This is a genomic window from Dyadobacter crusticola DSM 16708, assembly GCF_000701505.1.
GTDB lineage: Bacteria > Bacteroidota > Bacteroidia > Cytophagales > Spirosomataceae > Dyadobacter > Dyadobacter crusticola.
Map to the genome: position 1 here is coordinate 189,496 of NZ_JNJB01000008.1, position 21,229 is coordinate 210,724.

Consider the following 21,229-nt stretch of genomic DNA (forward strand, 5'->3'; position numbering starts at 1 on the left):
GGAAGCTTACCTGCCCGTTTTCTTTCAACTATCCTTTTCTACTTGTGCGTAACTGAGTTCCACGGGTGTATTACGCCCGAATATCTTAACAACTACATTGAGTTTTTTCTTTTCGTCGAATACCTCTTCAACAAGGCCGATAAAGCCACTGAAAGGACCGTCAACCACTTTGACTGTCTCGCCCTTGATAAAGGACATACTGGGAGCTTCTTCGTGCTGCTCGGCTTCATCCACTTTACCCAAGATCCTGTTGATCTCGGATTGTCTCAGAGGAACAGGTACTTTTGAGTTGCCTTCTGCATTTCCAAGAAAACCAATAACACCTGGAATGCTCGTAATGATGTGGAGAACTTCTCCTTTTGACAGATCCGCTGAAATGATAATGTAGCCAGGAAAAAAATTTTTCTCTCTGACACGTTTCTTACCGTTACGCATCTCGTATATCTTCTCAGAAGGTATCAGGATTTGCGGAACAAACTCGGTTAATTTCTGTCGTGTTATCTCATTTTCGATGTAGGACTTGATCTTTTTCTCTTGTCCAGACACCGCTCTTAACACAAACCAATTTAGACTACTCATACCATTTAGGGATTAAAATAGCCTTAGAAAGACTGGTAAAACAGTTTTAATGCATTTTCGAACACGAAATCCATCACACCAACAACAAAAGCAAAAATGAGTGAACCCACCAGAACCAAAGTTGTATTTGCCTGCAATTCGTTGAAAGGAGGCCATGTAACATGCTGGGTGATCTCTTCCCAGGAAGCCTTCAAAAAAGAAGTAAACTTTTCCATTGTTCCTTTTAAATATGCACGGGTGGAGAGATTCGAACTCCCATCAACGGTTTTGGAGACCGCTATTCTACCCTTGAACTACACCCGTTTATCACCTAACCCAAACTTTCGGGCTGCAAAGATACGATTTTTTTTACAAAAAACAAGTGCACTCCGGTAGGAAATGCACTTGCTATTATTGCTTTCTTGATTAGTCAAGAATTTCAGTTACCTGACCAGCACCCACGGTACGTCCACCTTCACGAATCGCGAAACGAAGACCTTTTTCCATAGCAATCTTGTTGATCAATTTCACTTCAATTGTGATGTTATCACCAGGCATTACCATTTCAACACCAGCTGGAAGGGTAATTTCACCTGTTACGTCCGTGGTACGGAAGTAAAACTGAGGGCGGTATTTGTTAAAGAATGGAGTGTGACGACCACCTTCTTCTTTAGAAAGAACGTAAACTTCACCTTTAAATGCAGCGTGAGGCTTAACTGAACCTGGCTTGCAAATTACCATTCCGCGACGGATATCCTCTTTGTTAATACCACGTAGAAGAAGACCAACGTTGTCACCAGCTTCTCCACGGTCAAGAATTTTACGGAACATCTCAACACCAGTAACGGTAGATTTAAGACCTTCTGCACCCATACCCAAGATATCAACAGGATCACCAGAGTTGATCACGCCACGCTCGATACGACCAGTTGCAACAGTACCACGACCAGTGATCGAGAATACGTCTTCAACAGGCATCAAGAATGGAAGATCTGTCATACGTGGAGGAATTGGAATATAGCTATCAACAGCATCCATCAGATCTTCGATAGTTTTTACCCATTTCGGCTCACCATTCAAACCACCCAAAGCAGAACCTTGAATTACAGGAATGTTGTCTCCATCATATTCGTAGAAGCTCAAAAGCTCACGAATTTCCATTTCGACAAGCTCAAGAAGCTCAGGATCATCAACCATATCCACTTTGTTCATGAATACTACAAGTTGAGGAACACCTACCTGACGAGCAAGAAGGATGTGCTCACGAGTTTGTGGCATCGGCCCATCAGTAGCAGCAACTACGATGATCGCGCCATCCATCTGAGCAGCACCAGTTACCATGTTCTTCACATAGTCAGCGTGACCTGGACAGTCAACGTGCGCATAGTGACGATTGGCTGTTTGGTATTCTACGTGTGAAGTATTGATGGTGATACCACGCTCTTTCTCTTCAGGAGCATTGTCGATTGATGAGAAATCGCGTTTTTGTGCGAAACCTTTGTCAGCAAGTACAGTGGTAATTGCTGCTGTAAGGGTGGTTTTACCGTGGTCAACGTGCCCGATAGTACCGATATTTACGTGGGGTTTCGAGCGGTCAAACGTCTCTTTTGCCATGACTTAAGTACGCTTAAAATTAAAAGTTATTACGAATTTATTTAACACTAATGATTGATCCTGTTCAGCTTACAAAATCCAAGCGCTTCAAACCAATCAACTAAGTACAGAATCAAAATCTCACCGAGCTTTTGAGGGGATTTGAACGACACCGGCCGCCCGGCCCTGACCTCTTCCTTACCAAGGATGTACCCCTAAATCTCACCGAGCTTTTGAGGGGATTTGAACCCCTGACCTCTTCCTTACCAAGGAAGTGCTCTACCCCTGAGCTACAAAAGCAAAACCCTTGTAAGAACCAAAAAGCGACTAGCGAAAAAGTTACAATTGAATGTTTTCGCTAATCGCTTCGACGGTGCTTCTAAATGAGCGGAAGACGAGGTTCGAACTCGCGACCTATAGCTTGGAAGGCTATCGCTCTACCAGCTGAGCTACTTCCGCATCTGTTATGCCCAATCCCGACTGGTAAATATACAGGATTGTTTTGGCATTAACTGTGGGGGCGGATGGATTCGAACCACCGTAGGCATACACCAGCAGATTTACAGTCTGCCCCATTTGGCCACTCTGGTACACCCCCATACATCATTTCAACTTTACCGCGAAACCGTTTGTCTCACTTTTTGGAGTCGCAAAATTATGGCCTTTTCTTAAATTCTCAAATTCTTTCGAAAAAAAAACAAATAAAAATACGGGAGAAATCGAAAAACTGCGATTTCGGCCCGTATTGGAAGTTTTTTCATTTAAAATAGTCTCACACCAAAGCTCAACATCCGGACTGCGGGCCCTCTATTCTTCTCATACAAATTGTTCAAATCGTAATTGACGAAAATGTCAGGGAATTTTCTTATACCAATTTCGGCAGCTAGCCCATACCGCAGATCTTCGATATAAAAGTTTTTACGAACATGATCTACGTCTTTACTGCCGACTTCCCGCAACTTGGTATAACTACCCAGCCTATACCCTCCGTAAACTCCTGCACTCAGATAAGAAATAAAGGAGCGGGAAAAACTGACCGTCGGCATCAGAGTGAGATTAACATAGGGAACAACCAGTTTGCTCTTTTTCATCTCAACCTCTCTCCCATCTTCCAGGACCGGCAGGAATTCTACAAAGTTCGTGTTCTTAACTACCGTATTGTTGTTGTCAAACATGAGATTGTACCAGGAGAAGTCTGCGCCAAAGTCCAAATGAAAACCTGCATGCTTGCCCCGGGCCAGAGTGGCACTTGCTACATAGCCCAGACTGACAAATCGTGAGCCGAATGGTTTTAGCTCATAGCTCGTCTTGTTATAACCTGCCGTAGCTTCATTGGTTCCGTATGTATTAAGTCCAATTGCTACATTGAAACCCTTTCTTGGACTACTTCCCCTGCTTGGTCTGTAAAAGCGCTTACCAGTTCTCCTGTAGGTTGAATCAGTAGATACTACATCGTCGCCGTCTCTAACCTCAACTCCCTTGCTGTTGATAGTAACCCTGGTGTCTCCGTCTTTTACATGAATACCGCGCAGTCCTATTCGGACATAATCTTTTTCATCCTTAGCAGCCGGATCCTTGAGATAATCCACTCCATTAAATTCCTCCCGCAGATAAGTCGTATCTGCATCTGTACTGTCTAGACGTACCTTCAAATCTTTCAAAAGCGCATTAAGATCGTACTTCATGATCTTTTCCAGTTCCTTCCGGTTTTCACCAAAAATGATCAGCCGCGTTTTATTACCGAATGTTACAATAATGGAGTCTTTCTCAGACATGTTATTTGACTCATTATCTTCTGCAATCGCTCCGAAAGAGACGAGCGAAAAAATCATTATTAGCGAGGCAATTACTCTATTTTTCATAGCTAACTAGATTATAATTTTGTTCTGGGGTTCTGATACTTTTCCGTTTTCTCTTCTTTATTACGAAGCCGATCATCAACTCTTGCGACCAGCGTTTTGGGATTAAAGCCAACTTCATCCCAATCGACCCTTTCACCAGCCCTCGCATTTTTTAACTGGCGGAATACTTTTGAGAATTTTGACACTTTGGGTCTGTACTCTTCATTATCCGATTCAGATTCAACAGCTACCACAATGGTGCGCGTGGGCTCCGCCTCCAAGCTCGCAATTGAAGGTGTACCTATTTGCGGCATTGCAGATTTCAAATTGCCTGGCTCGGACATTCTGGGTGTTAATGGAGAATCGTTTTGAAACTGTTCTTCCCGGGGTTGCTCAGTTTCCAGCTTTGCTAGTTCCAGATCTTTATTGCCAGTGGATGTTTCCTGTGCATCAGGCTGCATCTTTTGAGTTTTCCGAGAATTTAATACAGCAGGCAAAACTTCTTCTGAAAGCTTCTTTTTAGGCTTTAATGCGATCTGAGGGTCATCAGCTGCCACATTTGCGATGGATTTATCCGGTAGCACTTCATCCGTTTGCTGCGGCTTGACAGCTACTAGTCGGTTGATAACCGGCTTATCAACTGTTAGCCGATCATTTTGCCAGACCAAGTATCCCCCGAGCATCCCTACTACGATGCTGGCTGCCACATACCTCATCCAGCCAAGAACCAGACGTTTTGGTTGCTGTTTTTCCTGAATTCTGGCCCAGGCATTTGCCGAAGGCTCTTTTTCTAAGTCAGTCAGTTTGCGTTTGAAAAGATCATCAACAGGATGCTTTTTCATAGTCTACTTTTTTTTTAAAATCATTCTCCCACTCCAAAACCATTTTCTGTAACAAAGCTCTTGCTCTATGCAACTGCGACTTCGAAGTACTCTCAGTAATGCCCAACATTTCTGCAATCTCGGTGTGCGCATAACCTTCAATTGCATATAAGTTGAAAACTGTCCGATAGCCCGCCGGCAGGCGCTCGATTAACTCCAACAGTTCCTGGGCTTGCAAATTCTGATCAGCCTGAATGTAATCGGGTATGTTATTGGCCTCATCTGAGAGATTATCTTCCAGGATTCTTTTCTGCTTCCGGAGATAGCCCAGCGACTCATTAACCATTATCCGGCGGATCCAGCCTTCAAAACTTCCCTCACTATTGAACTGATCAATTTTCCCAAAAACCTTTAAAAACCCTTCAACCATCACATCCTCAGCCGCCATTTCATCACATATATACCGAAAGCATAAACCCAGCATGCGAGTGCTGTATTTACTGTAAACTTGCTGCTGCGCCTTGGGATCTTCCCGTTTAAGCGCCTTAACAAGTTGTGCTTCCTGGCTAAATAGTGCTAAAATTTTACCCATTCTAACTGGTGGTTTCGACTACAAGATGCTTATTCCTCCGGACGAGGTTGCACGTGCCAATTAACTTTTTCCGGATTTTTATAAAAAATATTCTGTCAGCTTCTTATAGCTTTGGCGCATTGATCTACTTGATAGCTTTAACATGCTCGATTCAGCTGCACCGATAGGAATTTTTGATAGTGGAATAGGCGGAATGACCGTGGCCAGCGCGGTTACCAAGCTCTTGCCCCAGGAGAACACCATTTATTTTGGTGACACCGCGCATCTTCCGTATGGCGACAAATCAACTGCTGCGATCCAGGCCTATTCGATCAAGATCTGCAATATGCTGCTGCAGCAAAACTGCAAGTTGATATTGATTGCCTGCAATTCTGCCTCTGCTGCTGCTTACGAGCTGGTACGCGAATATGTGGGAAGCAAAGCGAAAGTGTTGAATGTGATTGATCCCGTTGTAGACTACATTAAAGAGCATTATGATGGGAAAACAATCGGTCTGATAGGAACTAAGCAGACAGTATCTTCCAATGTGTACAAGAAAAAGGTAGACGCAATTGGGAAGAATATCCATTTAAAATCCCTCGCAACACCGCTGCTGGCTCCGATGATCGAAGAAGGATTTTTCGATAATAATATAAGCGAGAGCATAGTTTCAAGCTACTTATCCGACCCTGCGATTTCTTCTATTGAAGCTTTGATTCTGGGCTGTACGCATTATCCGCTAATCAAAAATCAGATCAGCAAATTCTATGGAGAAGGTGTGGAAATTCTCGATACTTCTGAAATCGTAGCCCATTCACTTCGTGCGTGGCTGGAACAACATTATCTTGTCAATGAAAAAGGAAGCGGGAATCGCCAGTTCTATGTGTCCGATTATACTTTATCATTTGAGCAATCAACATCTATTTTCTTCGGAAAACAGATTCAGCTCGAACACTACCCGCTTTGGGAATAGCATTATCTGTAAAATAGTCGAACAGGTGTAAGTAAGCCTGACGGCATTGGTTTCCAGCTTTTTGCGTCAAATTTCTTATAAGTAATGTCGACGATATTGATATCCTGAAATTTCTTCCAATCAGGCTGCTGCGTATCGCGGAGCCGCATGTAATTTGATGAAAGGTTGGTTACTTCAATTTCAAGAACGTTACGCTTCGCTTTTAAAACACCCGATGGAATTACTGCTATAAACGGAACAGACCAAAATGTACCGAGATCCTTCCCATTGATTTTTACACGGGCCGACTCCCGCACATCTCCCAAGTCGAGTTCAAGCGACTCGCTCCTCAGCACTTCGGCTGGTAAATTGAAATCGATCTGGTATCTGGCTTTACCTGAAAAATATTCAGCAGAATCTGGCAAACTTGTCCAGGAGTTCAGTTCTGTAAGTTTTGCAGCAGCGGGCACGGTTGGTTTCCCTGTAACGAATGTTAGTTCCCAGTTTCCTTTTATTTCAAAAGTGCGAGCTGGCTTGTTTGGCACAACATGCGCAACTAACTGGCTGCCCGCTTCCAGGAAGCAGGATTGCCCCGGCAATAACTTCAGGTATATCTCGGCTTGTTCACCTGAGCCCCTTTGCACAAGCGCAGAGCGGCCATTCATAGGATCAAATTTTTGAAACGGCCCGCTTGCGTTTAGTTTCAACCATCCTTCCTGAAATATGTTAGACAGGTTTGCTACAAAGTAAACCGGCTGTCCATTTTGGTTTTTCTTTTTAATAAACGTCAAACCCTTCTGCGCCATTTCTTCCGGAACAATGCCGATTTCAGCTAATGAACGATTCAGATTTGTTGCAATCTGTACGGTTTTGACGTCTTTAAGCTTAACTAAAATCTTCTGGAAGTTTGACTGTACATTATTGTGATCCTGAAACCCCGTAGCTGTGGCAGGGAGCTGCTTTTCGAAAACAATTTTAGCCCCCGCCTCCGCTAGTCGTTGTAATTTTAAGAGTGTCGATTCCGGCATATAAGTACTTGCCGGAACTACAATTGCCTTGTACTCCGCATTTCCGGATGATAATGTGCCTGATGCTGTTATTTTCAGCTGTTGCAGTTGAAGATCAGAAACAAAGTCAAAGGAGTAGCCTTCTTTCCAGAGTTTTTCAGACAATTGGCCAAAAGGCAGACCAAGCAGCCAGCGATCAACGTGATGAACTTCCAATAAATGTACATTACCTGAAGACTTTGACTTTGTAGCCCACAAATCATGAATGGGAAAATAGACCAGCAGATCATTGTCCGGCTTCGTATTTTGGAGAATACTTTGACATTTCTCTACATAATGATTTAGTAGAGGGAATTCACCAACGAAATGAGAACTTGGGCCAAAGTTGGTTGATGCATAGAATAGCCAGCCCGGGTAGGGTTCATTTTGAGGTGAATAGTTGGTTCCGTGATAAAAAACATGGTTAATCCCCGCAGTAAACAGCTCGTCGATTTGCGGTTTGATCTGAGATAGGGATACTTTGAAGTGATTCGCAAGCCAGGTGCCAGTTTCGGAGCTAACCAGCTGCTTTCCATTCAAATGGGCAGCAGAGGATGCAAATTTCATTGCGAGCGGATTTGGCGTTCCGAATTGTTCAATGGAATAATCGGGATCAATGCGCACGCCAGGAATGTCAAAGCGACTGGTCCCGAATGATTCTGTTTCCGGAATGTCTGCAGCGGCGTACAAGTCGAGCAAATTTCCTGGTGATCCGTGTGCCTGGTACCGAGTAAAAAATCCATGCTCCCGGCTCCATTTCGTCCAGGGCAATGCATATCTCTCCAGCAGCAATTCTGCCAGGGTTTGATGATAATCAATGCGGATTAATGTACTGTCAACATTATTCGTTGAGTCAGATATTGCAGTTAAATGTGAATTCAAATTATATCCCCGCCTTTTTGTAAACTGATCTGCAAGATCATCTGTCCAATTAGCTCCATAAGCTTCGTATGAGTCCATGTACATAGACCGGGGAAGCGCTTTGATATTCTTGAAAGCAGAATCAAACCTCGTCAGATATCGCGGCATTGCGTCGGCGTGAAATGGATCCAGAACATAGCCTTCACCGCCAGGTGCAGCGCGCTTTACTTTTTGGCCGGTAGGCACCACTCTCATCCTGCCGTCAACAACCGACATATTTTTAGCTGCGAGCGCCAGGTCAACGTTAGGCCCTCCAAATGGCCAGCCCGTACCTGTGGTCAGGTCCACACCTAAGCCGAGCCGCCTTCCTTCGTTAACCGTAAATTGCATTGCATCGAGCCAGTCCGGCGACAAGAATGGAATTGCCTGCTGTTCCCGTCCTTTTACTCCGTAAATAGGAATAATGTGAACGCCTCCAATGCCAGAATTCTTAAAGTACTGAAGCTGTGCAGCTATATCCTTTTTTGTGACCGTACTGCCCATCCACCACCAGTAGGTCCAAGGCTTAGCCGTTGATAGAGATTGCGCCTGCGCACCCAGACTTGTTAATATAATAAGTAGAAAAACGAACTTTCGCATGAGTGACTTTTCTGATTAAAGGCGAAGAAGCCGTTTTCTACGCAACTCAGAAGAAGGTTTTAACACCCTGAGAAACAAAAAAAAGCGAGACCTGATTGGCTTCGCCTTCTCGATATGTGGTAAGTTTTAGTATCTATTGAAAAGCCTGCTTCACCCGGGAAGTAACAAACTGTCTCTCCTCTCTGGCGCGCTTGCTGCTTTTGTACCAGAAATATCCGATCGCAGCAACTAGCAGGTAAGGCATTACAAAGAGGTACATTATGCCTGTGTTCAAACCTACGCCTACATTATTTCTTCCGTTACCCATTGAGCTTTCAACCGAACCCCGGCACATAGCGCATTGTGCCCAGGTATCATTGGTCAATGCAACAAATAAAAGAATAAAAGCAAATACTATTAAGAACCTTTTCATACGTAATAAGGGCTTATCATGAGGTAAACGATAACTCCTGAAACACTCACATACAACCAAATCGGCATAGCCCATTTTACAGCTTTGCGATGTTGTAAAATGTCGTTTGTATACCCAAAATAAATCGCACGCAATACAAACCAAACGACCACTATTGAAAGCACTATATGCGAAATCAATAAAAAATAATACACTGGTCTAAAAAATCCTTGTCCGCCGTATGGTGTTGCTTCATTAGATACGTGATACAGAATATAGCAAACCAGAAAGACGGCACCCAGCAAAAAAGCAGCGGTCATGGATCTTCTGTGGCCTGTTACATTTCCTTGTTTGATGAAGTAAAATCCTGCAATCAGTAAAATGGACGTTATCGTATTGATCATTCCAATTACATGGGGAAGCACCTTAGTCCAGGTACCTAAGTCAATTTTCTGACGAATTCCCAGCAAAATTGCTACCGCTACGGGAATTGCAACTGCCAGGATGTTAATTATACGCTCGTATTTCGGCTTTTTTTCTATGATTAAAGTTGCCATATTATTGATTTGGCTTGCCTTCATAGGCAAGAATCTTGATTTCCGCCATCAGGCGATCTATTTCCTCGGGATCAGCACCTCTGTAATATCCTCTCACGTATCTCTTTGAGTCAACCAAGACAATGAGATCCTGGTAATTAAGAAGTTCTGATGCATTCACACCCAGTTCATCTTCCAAGAAAGTAGTGATCTCACTTCCAGGGTAACGCAACATGCTCCAATCCTTTCCATTGGCGCCCCGTAACGCCGTACTCTGTTTATCCAAATCCCCCGCTAGTGTCATAACATTCAGTTCCGGGATTTCGGAATGCAATGCGGCGATTCGCTGAAGCTGTGAAATTGCCAACTTACAAGAGTCGCCGCAGTTCTCCGGCAGATAGTGGATTATAGTGAGCTTACCAGCAAACCCCACCTGCTTCCCTACAAAAATCTGATCAGAAACTGCATGGAAAACTGTATCTCCATTTTGTTTAACTACAGTACCTGCGCTATCGTATTCCGCGTTGAAGTAAGGCAGGTCATAATGGTTACGCGCAAAGAACTTCAAAAAGATAAAAATCAAAGCCGGTATTACTAATGTGATAATCAGTAATCCGGCTTTGGAAAAATTTTTCATTAGAAATTCTTAACTAAATACAGCTTCAAAAATTGCGTTTCCTTCAAGAAGGAGGGCAAGGATAAGCCACATAACAAACAGGATCGGAACGAGGATGGACCAGATCAAAGACTTTGTCTCATGCTTTAAGTGCATGAATTCGCCTACGATATAGAAAGCCTTAACGATGGTCATGACAATGAAGATCGACACTTTCAAAATTCCGTGAGGAACTGTGAATGCGATCAAGAACTCCAGAGCTGTCAGAATTAACAGGATCCAGAATGTCTTCATGATCGCTTTGCGTTGCTCTGCGCCTGCGTTTGGATCCTGATTATGGATATGATGTGCGTCCGCCATTTTTATCTTAAATAATTAAAGAAGATTTTAAACTAAACCAGATAGAAGAATGTAAACACAAACACCCAAACCAGATCTACAAAGTGCCAGTAAAGACCTACTTTTTCGACCATTTCGTAGCTTCCTCTTTTGTCATAAAAACCAGTAGCAGCCCGGAAGAAAATTAGAATGTTCAATATAACACCACTAAAAACGTGTGTTCCGTGGAAACCGGTGATGAAGAAGAAGAAGTCCGCAAATGCAGGAGGACCATATTGGTTTTCATGCAAATTAGCCCCAAATATCGTTTTCTCTACCCAGGTTCCGTTCTCAATTACTTTCATCACACTTCCTGTATCTGTTCCGTGGATAAAGTGAGACCATTCCCAAGCCTGGCACCCCAAGAAGGTAAAACCGCCTAAAATTGTCCAAAGCATGTACTTTTCGACATTCGCTTTGTCCATTCTATGGCCTGCTTCAACCGCAAGCACCATAGTAACACTACTTGCAATTAGGATAAAGGTCATTATACCAACAAACACCAAAGGCAGCGATATCCCGTGCAGGAAGGGTACCGCTTCGTATACTCTTTCTGGAACTGGCCAGTACATATTCGAGAATGTAAAATCCTCTCTGTTTCCCTCGAATGCCGGAAAACTAAACCGGGCTGTACCATAAGCCACCAAGAGGGCGGAGAAAGTAAAGGTATCGGAGATGAGGAAAAACCACATCATCAGTTTTCCGTAACTTGCTTTCATGGGCTCTATCCCCCCCAACCACATTTTGGGTTCCACAGCACCAGGTGTTGTTACATTTGCAGCCATTGGTAAATAATATAATTAATTAAAAGTCAATAAAAATACAAAAAGGTATAACCAGAGGATATCTAAAAAATGCCAGTAAGTCGCACAAATCTGAATTCTCCTTAGATTCTTCTTGTGTACTCTCATTTTAAATGCCGCAGTCAGCGAAACGAATAACACAATCAGACCCGTAATAATGTGAAATCCGTGCAATCCGGTAAACACATAAAAAAACGATCCCGAAGGGTTTCCAACGAAATAAACGTTCATTTCGACCAGCTTTCTCCACCCTTCAAACTGCATCCAAAGGAAAAGCAGGCCGAGTACAAAAGTAATAGAAATTGCTATTTTCAATTGTTTGAACTGATCTTTTTTTGCCGATATATAGGCCCATTGCATTGCCATACTGCTTATTAACAGAACTCCCGTGCTATACCAAAAAATACGTGGCATTTCGAATTCTAGCCAGTTACCCTCTGCTCTCCTTACCAGGTATGCACTTGTTTGAGAAGCAAAAAGCATAATAATCGTCACCAGGAACAACCACAATATAAATTTGATCGGATCCATTGACAATGTCTCCTGGGGTTCTTTCTCTATTTTGAATTGCTGAACATTTTCCATTTTTCTACACTAAATTCAATTTCACAATTTATCCAACAAAAACGCGATTTGTACAATCGGCAAGTATATAAACGAACCGAACATGAGCTGCTTCGCTGTCTTGTCCGTGCAGGTACGCATCAGGTGAAAAGTCTGAGCAAGGAACAATACACCAAAAATTGTCGCAACGAAAGCAGAGTTGATCCCAGTCATTCCCAACTCGTAAGGCAACCAGCCAATAGGAAGCAGGAACAAAGTATATATCATGATCTGCAATGTCGTGTCAGAATCCTTCAGCCCGTTTGCCGGCAGCAGCTTAAATCCAGCTCTTTTGTAATCTTCATCCAGAACCCAGGCAATTGCCCAGAAATGCGGGAATTGCCAGAAGAATTGAATAGCAAACAAGATTCCCGGTTCTAGCCCGAAGTGATTAGTAGCCGCAACCCATCCTATCATCGGCGGAAATGCACCTGGGAATGCACCAACAAAGACTGCAATTGGTCCTACGCGCTTCAATGGAGTATAAACAAATCCATACAGCACAAGAGACAAGAGTGAGATCAGTCCGGTGCTTAGATTGAAAGTGCCAACGAAAATGACCAGTGACGTAACTCCGAGAACAACCGCCCAGATCGCTGCTTGTTGTACACTAATGCGACCACTTGGCAATGGCCTTCCGGCGGTTCTTTTCATCAACTTATCAAAGTCTTTTTCAAGAATCTGATTAATAATATTTGCGGCACCTGTAATTCCGATCGAAGCGAGAATAAACAAAATCAGCTCTCCAGGCTTAACGTTCCTTGCTCCAAGGCAATACCCCATTGCACCCGAAAAAGCGATTAAAGAAGCTAACCGAAACTTCAGCAGCTCGAACAACACGCCCAGCCGCTCTCTCAATCTATCTATACCACTTACCCTCTCCTCTACTGAAATCATCTTATAACTGTTTTATCAACTGAATGCGGCTGCGCGCCTGCATTGTCATTATACTTTAAATAAGCTCTTCCATTTACTACAAGCCAGCTTACAAATTGCAACCCAATCAAAACAATTGCGAATGTCAGGTGTAAAGGCTGAGCATAAGGTGGAACTCCAAGATACGCCATCAAAATCCCAGTTGCAATCTCCGCCACCAATACCCAAGCACATCCAAGAGCTACCCTTCCAGCGAAACTCGATCTGCCTTCCAGCTTCCAGATCCTCTTGATCCATAATGCATTCAACAAAAGCACTATGATTGAGAAAGACCGGTGGATGTAAAATTCGCTTCCCAACTGGTCGATCCACTCGCTCCTGGCTGTATAACCTAGTTCAAAGATCACATGATCGATCGCCTCACGAACCTGAGTTCCAAGCAAAATTTGAACAAGAGACAAGACTAGTACAAAAACTCCCAGAGCGTTCAAGCTGCCTTTGCTACTTTCATTAATCATGAGCAGCCTATCTACATATCCTGACCAAGTCAGCAAGTAGAGCAGCATAAACACTATCACAATGGCAAACAGCATATGCAGTGTCACAACCACTGGCTTTAACTCAAAAGAAACAACCTTTGCTCCAAGCCAGCCTTGAAACCCTACCAAAATGAATGCTGCAAGGCTCAAATAAAAAATCTGCTTATTTCCCGATCTTAAAAACGGTAGGGAAGCAAGCAGAGTCAGAAAAATCATTATTCCGGTAAATGCTCCCAGAAGCCGGTTCACATATTCTGTCCAGGTTTTAACTGGATTAAATTCTACTTGGCCTTTCAACTTTGCGCCGTAGATTTCCTTGTAATCTGGCGGTAATTGTGAAGCTTCAGTTGGTGGAACCCACTTTCCAAAGCACTTGGGCCAGTCGGGGCAACCCATACCAGAACCGGTACTCCGCACAACTCCTCCCGCTATTATCAGGAGATAAAGTGTGATGACTGTATTTAAAGCCAACCGACGAAAACGTCGGTTGGCTTTCGAATTAATGTGCTGAGTTAAATTGGTCATTAAAATTTTGCGACTCAATAGTTTTTTCCATCGAGATCAACTCATTCTCATGAGGGAAGTTTGATTCAAGCGTTTGAGAATACGGTATATTCTGAGGAATAAAATCCTCCTTCGCACCCGGCTTGCTATAATCATAAGACCAACGATACACTGCTGGAATTTCCCCTTCCCAGTTTCCATGACCAGGGTTAATTGGAGCAGTCCATTCCAAAGTATTTGAACGCCATGGGTTTTGAGGAGCTCTTCTACCTTTGAAAATACTGTAAAAGAAGTTCCACAAGAATATGAACTGTGCAAGGAATGTCAGGATCGCAGCTATTGATATGAACATGTTCATATCCATGAACTTATGCGTGAAATCGTAGCTAGTAAACTGATAGTACCTGCGTGGGAATCCTGCGATTCCAACATAGTGCATTGGGATAAACACCATGTAGATACCAACAAAAGTCAGCCAGAAGTGGATCTGTCCCAGTGTAGTACTCATCATTCTTCCGAACATCTTAGGGAACCAGTGGTATACACCCGCAAATAGTCCGAACGCGGATGCCGCACCCATTACCAAGTGAAAGTGGGCAACTACGAAGTAGGTATCGTGCAATTGAATATCAAGTGCACTGTTTCCCAGAATAATACCTGTCAAACCACCAGATACAAACAGGGATACCAGACCAATCGAGAACAACATACCCGGCGTGAAAACGATGTTACCTTTCCACAACGTTGTGATATAGTTAAAGCCCTTAACTGCCGAAGGAACCGCAATGATCAATGTAAGGAACATGAACACGGATCCAAGGAAAGGATTCATACCTGTTACAAACATGTGGTGAGCCCAAACGATGAACGCAAGGAAAGCGATACCAAGCATGGAGGCGATCATGGCACGATATCCAAAGATCGGCTTGCGTGAGTTAGTGGCAATCACCTCGGAAGTAATTCCCAAACCTGGAAGCAATACGATGTAAACCTCTGGGTGTCCTAGGAACCAGAACAAGTGCTGAAACAAGATTGGGCTACCACCAACATTTGGCAATGCTTCACCATTGATATAGATATCAGATAAGTAAAAGCTGGTACCAAAATGCCTGTCGAAAATAAGGAGCAATACAGAAGACAGGAGTACAGGGAACGAGATCAGGCCCAGGACAGCTGTGATAAGGAACGACCAGATCGTAAGTGGAAGGCGATCGAAAGACATTCCTCTTGTACGCAAGTTGATAACAGTAGTAATGTAGTTAATACCACCTAACAGCTGCGATACAATAAAAAATGCCATACTTGCCAACCAAAGTGTCATCCCCATTCCCGAACCTGGGTGTGCCTGCGGCAATGCACTTAAAGGAGGATAAATAACCCAACCTCCCGCTGCCGGTCCGCTCTGCAGGAACAATGAAGCGAACATAATCACACTGGCCAGAAAGAAGAACCAGTAAGAAAGCATGTTCATAAAACCGGACGCCATATCACGGGCTCCGATTTGAAGCGGTATCAAGAAATTACTGAAAGTACCGCTCAACCCTGCTGTCAATACGAAGAATACCATAATGGTACCGTGCATTGTAACAAGAGCCAGGTAAAAATTAGGATCAAGTTTACCTGCTTCGCTGATCCATCCTCCCAGGACAGGTTTTAGCCATGACAAATTAGAATCAGGCAAACCGAGCTGTATACGGAATATAACGGACATTGTAATACCTATCACCGCCCAAAGGATTCCAGTAATTAGGTATTGTTTTGCTATAACTTTATGGTCCTCAGAAAATACATATTTCTGCCAAAAGTTTTGTGCTTCATGATGGTGCTCATGCTCCTCTGCGTGATGGTGAGCTGTCTCCAATCCTTCAATAGCTGACATATACTTTTAATGTATTTAAATTTACTAATTAGCGTAGACTAGCACTTGTTCCAACTCCTCCTCCCGACGTAGCACTATCTGCAGGCGCTGCAGGAGCAGCAGCCTCTGCAGGTACATACTTCATTGCCTTAGCTTTTAGGTTTTCAGGCACTTTCGCTAGGTACTCAGGATAAGTCTGAAGGAACGTGGCTTGTTCCGCACACCACTTTTTATAAGAAGTCTCATCCTCAACTACTAAACGCATTTTCATAGAAAAGTGACCTTGCCCGCAAACTTCTGCACAGGCAATTTCATAGTCAAACTTGGGATCACCCAACTCTGCGCGCATTTCCGCAGTCGTTTTATCCGGAACAAACCAGAACTTCGTTGGCATACCTGGTACCGCATCCATTTTCACCCGCATGTGAGGAATGAAAACGCTGTGCAAAACATCACGAGCACGAATCTTCAATAGGACCGGACGGTTCACAGGAATGTGCAGCTCGCTAGGGTTGGTAAAGTCATCAAAAGAATTTTCGTCAGAAAGATCTATACCTACCTCATTCTGTGGATCGATAAGCTTGTAATTGTAGTTACCAAGCTTGTTATCACTCACACCTGAATACCTGGCAATCCAGTTGAATTGCTTGCCAGTGATCTCAATAACTTCTGCATCTCTCGGCGCATCCGAAGTAATATCAGACCATGCTTTCCAACCTGTAAAAACTAACAACGCCATGACAATCGCAGGAACGATCGTCCAGATTAATTCAAGCCTATGATTCTCTGGATAAAATGTTGCGCGGTGATTTTTCTTATGCTGATACTTCCAGGCAAAAAAGAAGATAAGGAAGTTAACAAGAATAAAAGGAATCGTTAAAATTCCCATTGAGAACCAGAACAAATCATCAGTTCTCCGTCCGTGTATAGAAGAAGCCTCAGGCAAGAAGAACTCGCGGGCATGAAGATATGACCACGTGATTGAAACGGCTCCAATTAGAAGAACGATGATAAACATTGCACCGTTTATCTTATTTCCAGATGTATCAACTTCCGTTGACTCTGCTTTATTAATGCCCTTCAATACACCTTGCAGTTTCGAAACAACGACACCTACAAGTACTATAAAAAGAAGAGCAACTAACGCTATGATGATATACATGATAATAGACTGGTTTTGCAATTAGGCAATATCGTGATGCAATGATTCCTCCAACATAGGGTGGTTACGCGGGATCAAATTAGCCTTCTCCAATTGAGTTGCAATGGTATATGCAAATGCACAAAGGAACAAAAGGAAGAAGCCCCACTCTAAAGCTCCGAGCTCAGCACCTGCTCCTACCGAGCCAGGCATAATGTTCGTGTAAAAATCCATGTAGTGCCCGATGATCACGCTCCAGCAAGCCACCTTCAAAATGGAATGTGTATACTTTGCGTCGCGCGTCATTAAGACGAGAAACGGGAAAAAGAAGTTCAGAAACAATGTAATGAAGAACGGTGCCTTATAAAACCCGCCGTATCCTCTGAAACGCTCAATAAAATAAATCGTCTCTTCCGGAAGGTTAGCGTAGTAGATCAAAAGGAATTGTGCAAACCAAACGTATGTCCAGAAAATGCTGAATGCAAAGACAAATTTACCAAGGTCACGCATATGGCTCGAGTTAACTGCCCGCAAATAACCTCTTTCTCTCAGCATAACTACTGTCAACGTGATGACAGCTAAACCTGCTACGTGCCAGCTCGCCAAAGTGTACCAGCCAAACATAGTACTGAACCAGTGCGTATCGATCGACATTACAAAATCCCAGGCAGAGGTAGAAGATGTCACACCAAATACAACGAGGAAAGCTGTACCAAAACGAATTGACTTCTCATAAAATTCAGTACCACCAATTTCATCTTCCTGCAAAGACAGATTACGAATCACCCGCCACAAACCGTACCAAACAACGAAATAAATAACAAGTCTGATCAGGAAAAATGGAGTATTCAAAAAGCCTCTTTTACCAGCGATAATGCGGTCGTATTCGGGACCACCAACTTCATATAGACCTTCGTGCGTCCAATGGAAAAGATCATGTCCGCCAAAGATAAACGTAAGCAACAATACAACTCCTGTAAATGGAAGAAATGCCGGTAAAGCTTCAGGTACTCTCTTAAAAACAGCTGACCATCCTGCCTGTGCCAGGTAGTTATAAGAAATGAAGAACATTCCAATCACCGACATACCTGTGAAATACACACCATTTACCCACAAATTAGCCCAGATCCTGGCAACCCAGCTTTTCTCATGGTGACTGCCTGCGGCGGCGGCACTAACAGCTTCGTGGCCAGAAGCCCCATGCTCAGCAGCTCCGTGACCTACTGCGGCTGCCGCATGTTCTGCGCCATGTGCTGCAGCTTCATGTCCGCCACCGCCAGTAGCTGCTAAATATGCTCCCAAAGCTATCAGGGCTAATCCCACACCACCGCCTATAAGTAAATTCCTCTTAGCTCCCGATGTAAATTCAAACCGTTCTTCAATAGAAGGAATCGAATGTGCTGATGCCATTATATAATTATATTTCTGTTAATCAATTTGATATTATGCTCCCTTCTGTAGCTTCTGTACATAGTGTACAATTTTCCAGCGCTCAGCAGGATCAATCTGAGATCCATGTGGCCACATACGAGCTCTGCCGTACGTAATTACGTGGAAAACATGCCCCTCGTTCATATTCTTGTAAGCATCACTGGCATAATTAGGTACCCCTTTATACATGGCACCCACTTTACCATCTCCGGCACCAGTTGCGCCATGACAATGCTGGCAATACCTTTCGTACAGAACCTTACCCTCCGCCAAAGTGCCCTCATTCAATGGAATAGGGTTTTTAAGTATTTTTTCTGCAATCGAAATACTATCTGAGGGTATGTTATAAACCATTAGATCAACCGTTGCAGAATCGGTCTTACCGAAAGTAGTCTGATAATTTCTCCTGGCAACCGTACCTGCAACAGGCAAGCGCATTGTTAGGCCCATGGGATTAATCGGATTCGCTTTTTCCTGCTTGTAAGGTTCATAACCAACAGGCAAGTACATATTGGGAGCAAATTCCTTTCCGGGATCACTTGGATCCTTCTTGCAGCCTGAGACAGCCGATAGGAATACCGCAGCAACAAACAGACCTTTATATAAACTTTTAAATTTCATCGTCTCAAACTTCATTAATATTGCTTGATGTTGACCTCCTCAGCTCCGCTATCCTTTAATGCTCTTGATATCTCGTCCACAGTCATTGCATTTCTTCCAAGATCAATAGCCATTACGAACTTATTATCTGTCGAGCGAAGATCGAAACGTGGATGAGAGTGACTACCAGGTCCAAGACCATTCGAAATGAAAAAGGTAGTTACCATTCCAAATGCTGTAAAAAGCACTGTTAATTCGAAAGTAATTGGAATGTAGTTTGGAATAGAGATTGGATCTTTACCACCCACAATCATTGGCCAGTCAATACCCATTGTCCAAATCATCAAGGTAAGCGCACAAATACATCCAGTTACACCAAACATAAACGCTGCTATACCAATTCTTGTTCGTGGATGCCCAAGCGCTTCATCCATTCCGTGGATAGGAAACGGAGAATAAACCTCTTTGATTTTCACACCCGCCTTTCTGAGCCTCGGAACTGCGTGAAGCACAGTATCGTCATCGTCATAAACTCCGACCAAATATTTACCAGATAATTCTGCCATACTATAACCTTAAATTAAATATCAGAAAGTCTCTTACTCTTTGTCTTTGTTGTAAGCCGGTTCAGCTGTACCACGTTGCCTTACCTTCGCAACCCCGGAAATTTTAGCAGGCAATTGAGCCGATGTTGAGCGCAATACCGCTTTAACCTCCGCCATATTCACAACAGGCAAATACTTTGAAAACAATAGGAACAAAGTGAAGAACAACCCGAAAGAGAAAATGTAGTCACCAATATCATAGCGCGTTGGCGAGAACATTGCCCAGCTTGACGGAATGTAATCGCGGTGCAGTGATGTGACGATAATTACGAATCGTTCAAACCACATACCGATGTTCACAACTACAGAAATAAAGAATGTAAAAGTGATACTGCGGCGCAATTTCCTTGACCAGAACAACTGCGGAGATATTACATTACAAGTCATCATCGCCCAGTATGCCCACCAGTAAGGTCCCGTCATACGGTTAAAGAAAGCATAATACTCATATTCAACACCACCGTACCAAGCAATAAAGAACTCAGTTATATAAGCTACACCAACAACCGACCCAGTAAGTGTGATCACCTTGTTCATCGTTTCAATGTGCTCAAGCGTGATGTAATCTTCAAGCTTGTAAACAACTCTCGTGATAAGCATTAGGTTTTGAACCATAGCAAAGCCGGAGAAAATCGCACCTGCAACGAAGTATGGCGGGAAGATGGTTGTATGCCAACCTGGAATCACCGAGGTGGCAAAGTCCATACTTACAATCGTGTGAACTGAAAGTACAAGTGGAGTAGACAGACCAGCAAGAATTAAGCTGATGTATTCATAACGAGCCCAGGTCTTAGCTGAACCATCCCAGCCCATTGCAAACGTTCCATACATAAATCGGGAGATTTTGCTTGTAGCGCGGTCCCGGATCGTGGCTAGATCAGGTATCAAACCAATGTACCAGAATACCAGAGAAACTGAGAAATAGGTACTAATTGCAAATACGTCCCAAACAAGTGGCGAGTTAAAGTTTACCCAAAGCGAGCCAAATGCATTAGGGAGCGGCAAAGCCCAATATGCTAACCAAGGACGTCCCATGTGCATTAGGATAAACGACGCTGCGCAAATAACCGCAAAGATCGTCATCGCTTCTGCTGCCCGGTTGATTGAGGTTCTCCACTTCTGGCGGAACAATAAAAGAATCGCCGAGATCAATGTGCCCGCGTGACCTATACCAACCCACCACACGAAGTTGGTGATATCCCAGGCCCAGCCGACAGTTTTATTCAAACCCCAGACACCAAGACCTTCCCACCACGTCCAGGCCAGGCAGACAGTTCCGTATGCCAAAACTACAAGCGACAAGCCGAACGCAATCTTCCACTCCTTGGTAGGAGCACTTTCTACGTGGCGGCATATATCTTCCGTTACGTCTGCGTACGTCTTCCCACCTTGGATCAGGGGTTCTCTTACAGGTGATGTAACATGCATACTATTATGTTTTATAATGATTTATCTTCAAAAACTTA

22 protein-coding genes and 4 tRNA genes are annotated in these 21,229 nt (G+C 43.5%); 1 reads left to right on the plus strand and 25 read right to left on the minus strand.

Annotated features, from left to right (window positions below; all coding sequences use genetic code 11):
- Positions 1 to 24: 24 nt before the first annotated feature.
- The 10 genes from nusG to Q369_RS0113475 form a co-directional block, all read right to left on the minus strand.
- Positions 25 to 579 (minus strand): transcription termination/antitermination protein NusG, encoded by a 555-nt coding sequence (nusG, locus tag Q369_RS0113430; protein WP_031528322.1) that lies wholly within the window; start codon positions 577 to 579, stop codon positions 25 to 27.
- 23 nt (positions 580 to 602) lie between these two features.
- Positions 603 to 794 carry a preprotein translocase subunit SecE gene (gene secE / locus Q369_RS0113435; protein ID WP_031528323.1) on the minus strand — a complete coding sequence of 64 codons (192 nt, stop codon included), beginning with the start codon at positions 792 to 794 and terminating at the stop codon, positions 603 to 605.
- Between the two features lie 17 nt (positions 795 to 811).
- Positions 812 to 882 (minus strand) — tRNA-Trp (locus Q369_RS0113440).
- 102 nt (positions 883 to 984) lie between these two features.
- Entirely contained in the window at positions 985 to 2,172 is a 1,188-nt protein-coding gene (tuf, locus tag Q369_RS0113445) for an elongation factor Tu (protein WP_031528324.1), read from the minus strand.
- Positions 2,173 to 2,379: 207 nt separating this feature from the next.
- Positions 2,380 to 2,451, minus strand: a tRNA-Thr gene (locus tag Q369_RS0113450).
- An 86-nt stretch (positions 2,452 to 2,537) separates the two neighbouring features.
- Positions 2,538 to 2,610: transfer RNA gene (locus Q369_RS0113455), tRNA-Gly, on the minus strand.
- Between the two features lie 56 nt (positions 2,611 to 2,666).
- Positions 2,667 to 2,749 (minus strand) — tRNA-Tyr (locus tag Q369_RS0113460).
- 163 nt (positions 2,750 to 2,912) lie between these two features.
- Complete coding sequence (locus Q369_RS0113465) at positions 2,913 to 4,013, minus strand: hypothetical protein (protein WP_031528325.1); 1,101 nt, start codon at positions 4,011 to 4,013, stop codon at positions 2,913 to 2,915.
- Positions 4,014 to 4,024: 11 nt separating this feature from the next.
- Positions 4,025 to 4,834: a hypothetical protein gene (locus Q369_RS0113470; protein WP_031528326.1), complete on the minus strand. Its 810-nt coding sequence runs from the start codon at positions 4,832 to 4,834 to the stop codon at positions 4,025 to 4,027.
- Positions 4,815 to 5,405: an RNA polymerase sigma factor gene (locus Q369_RS0113475; RefSeq protein WP_031528327.1), complete on the minus strand. Its 591-nt coding sequence runs from the start codon at positions 5,403 to 5,405 to the stop codon at positions 4,815 to 4,817. The genes Q369_RS0113470 and Q369_RS0113475 overlap by 20 nt, the downstream gene beginning before the upstream one ends.
- A gap of 142 nt (positions 5,406 to 5,547) precedes the next feature.
- Between Q369_RS0113475 and murI the strand changes: the two genes are divergently transcribed.
- A complete protein-coding gene (murI, locus tag Q369_RS0113480; protein ID WP_031528328.1) occupies positions 5,548 to 6,357 on the plus strand; it encodes a glutamate racemase in 810 nt (269 codons plus the stop codon).
- A gap of 2 nt (positions 6,358 to 6,359) precedes the next feature.
- Here murI and Q369_RS0113485 read toward each other — a convergent pair whose 3' ends face one another.
- The 15 genes from Q369_RS0113485 to nrfD all read right to left on the minus strand — a co-directional run bounded on the left by Q369_RS0113485 (position 6,360) and on the right by nrfD (position 21,191).
- A complete protein-coding gene (locus tag Q369_RS0113485) occupies positions 6,360 to 8,882 on the minus strand; it encodes a glycosyl hydrolase (protein WP_031528329.1) in 2,523 nt (840 codons plus the stop codon).
- A gap of 133 nt (positions 8,883 to 9,015) precedes the next feature.
- Complete coding sequence (locus Q369_RS0113490; RefSeq protein WP_031528330.1) at positions 9,016 to 9,294, minus strand: CAMCR motif-containing small membrane protein; 279 nt, start codon at positions 9,292 to 9,294, stop codon at positions 9,016 to 9,018.
- A complete protein-coding gene (locus tag Q369_RS0113495) occupies positions 9,291 to 9,830 on the minus strand; it encodes a DUF420 domain-containing protein (RefSeq protein ID WP_031528331.1) in 540 nt (179 codons plus the stop codon). The genes Q369_RS0113490 and Q369_RS0113495 overlap by 4 nt, the downstream gene beginning before the upstream one ends.
- 1 nt (position 9,831) lies before the next feature.
- Positions 9,832 to 10,446 carry a hypothetical protein gene (locus Q369_RS0113500; protein WP_031528332.1) on the minus strand — a complete coding sequence of 205 codons (615 nt, stop codon included), beginning with the start codon at positions 10,444 to 10,446 and terminating at the stop codon, positions 9,832 to 9,834.
- A 9-nt stretch (positions 10,447 to 10,455) separates the two neighbouring features.
- Positions 10,456 to 10,785 carry a cytochrome C oxidase subunit IV family protein gene (locus Q369_RS0113505; protein WP_031528333.1) on the minus strand — a complete coding sequence of 110 codons (330 nt, stop codon included), beginning with the start codon at positions 10,783 to 10,785 and terminating at the stop codon, positions 10,456 to 10,458.
- 32 nt (positions 10,786 to 10,817) lie between these two features.
- Positions 10,818 to 11,588, minus strand: coding sequence for a cytochrome c oxidase subunit 3 (locus Q369_RS0113510; protein ID WP_031528334.1), 771 nt, complete (start codon positions 11,586 to 11,588; stop codon positions 10,818 to 10,820).
- Positions 11,589 to 11,603: 15 nt separating this feature from the next.
- Positions 11,604 to 12,191 (minus strand): cytochrome c oxidase subunit 3, encoded by a 588-nt coding sequence (locus tag Q369_RS0113515; protein ID WP_031528335.1) that lies wholly within the window; start codon positions 12,189 to 12,191, stop codon positions 11,604 to 11,606.
- 21 nt (positions 12,192 to 12,212) lie between these two features.
- Positions 12,213 to 13,106 (minus strand): heme o synthase, encoded by an 894-nt coding sequence (gene cyoE, locus Q369_RS0113520; RefSeq protein WP_031528336.1) that lies wholly within the window; start codon positions 13,104 to 13,106, stop codon positions 12,213 to 12,215.
- Complete coding sequence (locus Q369_RS0113525; protein ID WP_031528337.1) at positions 13,103 to 14,149, minus strand: COX15/CtaA family protein; 1,047 nt, start codon at positions 14,147 to 14,149, stop codon at positions 13,103 to 13,105. The genes cyoE and Q369_RS0113525 overlap by 4 nt, the downstream gene beginning before the upstream one ends.
- Positions 14,124 to 16,007 (minus strand): cytochrome c oxidase subunit I, encoded by a 1,884-nt coding sequence (locus Q369_RS0113530; RefSeq protein WP_031528338.1) that lies wholly within the window; start codon positions 16,005 to 16,007, stop codon positions 14,124 to 14,126. Before Q369_RS0113530 ends, Q369_RS0113525 begins: the two co-directional genes overlap by 26 nt.
- A 28-nt stretch (positions 16,008 to 16,035) precedes the next feature.
- On the minus strand, positions 16,036 to 17,148 hold the full coding sequence (locus tag Q369_RS0113535) for a cytochrome c oxidase subunit II (RefSeq protein ID WP_031528339.1): 1,113 nt from the start codon (positions 17,146 to 17,148) through the stop codon (positions 16,036 to 16,038).
- 21 nt (positions 17,149 to 17,169) lie between these two features.
- Positions 17,170 to 18,537, minus strand: a complete 1,368-nt coding sequence (locus Q369_RS0113540) for a hypothetical protein (RefSeq protein WP_031528340.1) — start codon at positions 18,535 to 18,537, stop codon at positions 17,170 to 17,172.
- Positions 18,538 to 18,570: 33 nt separating this feature from the next.
- Positions 18,571 to 19,194: a c-type cytochrome gene (locus Q369_RS0113545; RefSeq protein ID WP_031528341.1), complete on the minus strand. Its 624-nt coding sequence runs from the start codon at positions 19,192 to 19,194 to the stop codon at positions 18,571 to 18,573.
- Positions 19,194 to 19,724: a DUF3341 domain-containing protein gene (locus Q369_RS0113550; protein WP_031528342.1), complete on the minus strand. Its 531-nt coding sequence runs from the start codon at positions 19,722 to 19,724 to the stop codon at positions 19,194 to 19,196. Before Q369_RS0113550 ends, Q369_RS0113545 begins: the two co-directional genes overlap by 1 nt.
- 33 nt (positions 19,725 to 19,757) lie before the next feature.
- Complete coding sequence (nrfD, locus tag Q369_RS0113555; RefSeq protein ID WP_031528343.1) at positions 19,758 to 21,191, minus strand: NrfD/PsrC family molybdoenzyme membrane anchor subunit; 1,434 nt, start codon at positions 21,189 to 21,191, stop codon at positions 19,758 to 19,760.
- Positions 21,192 to 21,229: the final 38 nt, after the last annotated feature.

Bases quoted from the DNA above. Each gene is read 5' to 3' on its own strand.
- nusG (WP_031528322.1), bottom strand. From the start codon at position 579: ATGAGTAGTCTAAATTGGTTTGTGTTAAGAGCGGTGTCTGGACAAGAG.
- secE (WP_031528323.1), bottom strand. From the start codon at position 794: ATGGAAAAGTTTACTTCTTTTTTGAAGGCTTCCTGGGAAGAGATCACC.
- tuf (WP_031528324.1), bottom strand. From the start codon at position 2,172: ATGGCAAAAGAGACGTTTGACCGCTCGAAACCCCACGTAAATATCGGT.
- Q369_RS0113465 (WP_031528325.1), bottom strand. From the start codon at position 4,013: ATGAAAAATAGAGTAATTGCCTCGCTAATAATGATTTTTTCGCTCGTC.
- Q369_RS0113470 (WP_031528326.1), bottom strand. From the start codon at position 4,834: ATGAAAAAGCATCCTGTTGATGATCTTTTCAAACGCAAACTGACTGAC.
- Q369_RS0113475 (WP_031528327.1), bottom strand. From the start codon at position 5,405: ATGGGTAAAATTTTAGCACTATTTAGCCAGGAAGCACAACTTGTTAAG.
- murI (WP_031528328.1), top strand. From the start codon at position 5,548: ATGCTCGATTCAGCTGCACCGATAGGAATTTTTGATAGTGGAATAGGC.
- Q369_RS0113485 (WP_031528329.1), bottom strand. From the start codon at position 8,882: ATGCGAAAGTTCGTTTTTCTACTTATTATATTAACAAGTCTGGGTGCG.
- Q369_RS0113490 (WP_031528330.1), bottom strand. From the start codon at position 9,294: ATGAAAAGGTTCTTAATAGTATTTGCTTTTATTCTTTTATTTGTTGCA.
- Q369_RS0113495 (WP_031528331.1), bottom strand. From the start codon at position 9,830: ATGGCAACTTTAATCATAGAAAAAAAGCCGAAATACGAGCGTATAATT.
- Q369_RS0113500 (WP_031528332.1), bottom strand. From the start codon at position 10,446: ATGAAAAATTTTTCCAAAGCCGGATTACTGATTATCACATTAGTAATA.
- Q369_RS0113505 (WP_031528333.1), bottom strand. From the start codon at position 10,785: ATGGCGGACGCACATCATATCCATAATCAGGATCCAAACGCAGGCGCA.
- Q369_RS0113510 (WP_031528334.1), bottom strand. From the start codon at position 11,588: ATGGCTGCAAATGTAACAACACCTGGTGCTGTGGAACCCAAAATGTGG.
- Q369_RS0113515 (WP_031528335.1), bottom strand. From the start codon at position 12,191: ATGGAAAATGTTCAGCAATTCAAAATAGAGAAAGAACCCCAGGAGACA.
- cyoE (WP_031528336.1), bottom strand. From the start codon at position 13,106: ATGATTTCAGTAGAGGAGAGGGTAAGTGGTATAGATAGATTGAGAGAG.
- Q369_RS0113525 (WP_031528337.1), bottom strand. From the start codon at position 14,149: ATGACCAATTTAACTCAGCACATTAATTCGAAAGCCAACCGACGTTTT.
- Q369_RS0113530 (WP_031528338.1), bottom strand. From the start codon at position 16,007: ATGTCAGCTATTGAAGGATTGGAGACAGCTCACCATCACGCAGAGGAG.
- Q369_RS0113535 (WP_031528339.1), bottom strand. From the start codon at position 17,148: ATGTATATCATCATAGCGTTAGTTGCTCTTCTTTTTATAGTACTTGTA.
- Q369_RS0113540 (WP_031528340.1), bottom strand. From the start codon at position 18,537: ATGGCATCAGCACATTCGATTCCTTCTATTGAAGAACGGTTTGAATTT.
- Q369_RS0113545 (WP_031528341.1), bottom strand. From the start codon at position 19,194: ATGAAGTTTGAGACGATGAAATTTAAAAGTTTATATAAAGGTCTGTTT.
- Q369_RS0113550 (WP_031528342.1), bottom strand. From the start codon at position 19,724: ATGGCAGAATTATCTGGTAAATATTTGGTCGGAGTTTATGACGATGAC.
- nrfD (WP_031528343.1), bottom strand. From the start codon at position 21,191: ATGCATGTTACATCACCTGTAAGAGAACCCCTGATCCAAGGTGGGAAG.